At 47.9% G+C, this 1,080-nt stretch carries 10 tRNA genes; all 10 read right to left on the bottom strand.

Annotation, left to right across the window (positions count from 1 at the left end):
* Positions 1-169: 169 nt before the first annotated feature.
* Positions 170-257 (bottom strand) — tRNA-Ser (locus HT724_RS10005).
* A 6-nt stretch (positions 258-263) separates the two neighbouring features.
* Positions 264-337: transfer RNA gene (locus HT724_RS10000), tRNA-Ile, on the bottom strand.
* A gap of 34 nt (positions 338-371) precedes the next feature.
* A tRNA-Gly gene (locus HT724_RS09995) sits at positions 372-442 on the bottom strand.
* 20 nt (positions 443-462) lie between these two features.
* Positions 463-535: transfer RNA gene (locus tag HT724_RS09990), tRNA-Phe, on the bottom strand.
* Between the two features lie 3 nt (positions 536-538).
* Positions 539-612 (bottom strand) — tRNA-Met (locus tag HT724_RS09985).
* Between the two features lie 9 nt (positions 613-621).
* Positions 622-711 (bottom strand) — tRNA-Ser (locus tag HT724_RS09980).
* Between the two features lie 10 nt (positions 712-721).
* Positions 722-795 (bottom strand) — tRNA-Ile (locus HT724_RS09975).
* A 13-nt stretch (positions 796-808) separates the two neighbouring features.
* Positions 809-882 (bottom strand) — tRNA-Met (locus tag HT724_RS09970).
* A gap of 5 nt (positions 883-887) precedes the next feature.
* Positions 888-961 (bottom strand) — tRNA-Pro (locus tag HT724_RS09965).
* A 15-nt stretch (positions 962-976) separates the two neighbouring features.
* Positions 977-1,050, bottom strand: a tRNA-Arg gene (locus HT724_RS09960).
* Positions 1,051-1,080 lie beyond the last annotated feature (30 nt).

The raw sequence follows: 1,080 nt of genomic DNA, 5'->3' as shown, positions 1-1,080 counted from the left end.
CTTTGAAAACTTCAAAAAACGGATTTTTATCGCTCTGAACATCAAAAAAGAAAGGACGAAATTTGTCCTTTCTCGAGCTTAGCTTTTCTTCAACCCACTACAGTTGACAAAGAGCCGAAGTTTTATTGTCTCTAAAAATAAAAAAGAGAGTTACAAACTCTCATTAATACGGAGAATAAGGGATTCGAACCCTTGCGCCAGTTACCCGACCTAACGATTTAGCAAACCGTCCTCTTCAGCCTCTTGAGTAATTCTCCAATTAATGGGCACGAGTGGACTCGAACCACCGACCTCACGCTTATCAGGCGTGCGCTCTAACCACCTGAGCTACGCGCCCAAGTTAAAAACTTGGTAATTTGAACAAAGTTCAAAGCGGGTGACGAGAATCGAACTCGCGACAACAGCTTGGAAGGCTGTAGTTTTACCACTAAACTACACCCGCATACATACTATAAGTAAAAATGGCGCGAGACGGAATCGAACCGCCGACACATGGAGCTTCAATCCATTGCTCTACCAACTGAGCTACCGAGCCTTATTGCGGGAGCAGGATTTGAACCTACGACCTTCGGGTTATGAGCCCGACGAGCTACCGAGCTGCTCCATCCCGCGTTAATAAAAAGGAGGATGTGGGATTCGAACCCACGCACGCTTTTACACGCCTGACGGTTTTCAAGACCGTTCCCTTCAGCCGGACTTGGGTAATCCTCCAATATTCAAATGGACCTTGTAGGACTTGAACCTACGACCACTCGGTTATGAGCCGAGAGCTCTAACCAGCTGAGCTAAAGGTCCAACAAGATCTTTATAGCGGCGAAGGGGATCGAACCCCCGACCTCCCGGGTATGAACCGGACGCTCTAGCCAGCTGAGCTACACCGCCATATATCGGGAAGACAGGATTCGAACCTGCGACACCTTGGTCCCAAACCAAGTACTCTACCAAGCTGAGCTACTTCCCGAGTTAAATAGAAAAATGCACCCTAGAGGAGTCGAACCTCTAACCGCCTGATTCGTAGTCAGGTACTCTATCCAGTTGAGCTAAGGGTGCTCTATATTATACCGAGGACCGGAATCGAAC

This window comes from Streptococcus sp. k-402 (genome assembly GCF_013277515.1).
GTDB lineage: Bacteria > Bacillota > Bacilli > Lactobacillales > Streptococcaceae > Streptococcus.
Note: the sequence above shows the minus strand (reverse complement) of the source record. Positions and strands in the feature narration are given on the sequence as shown.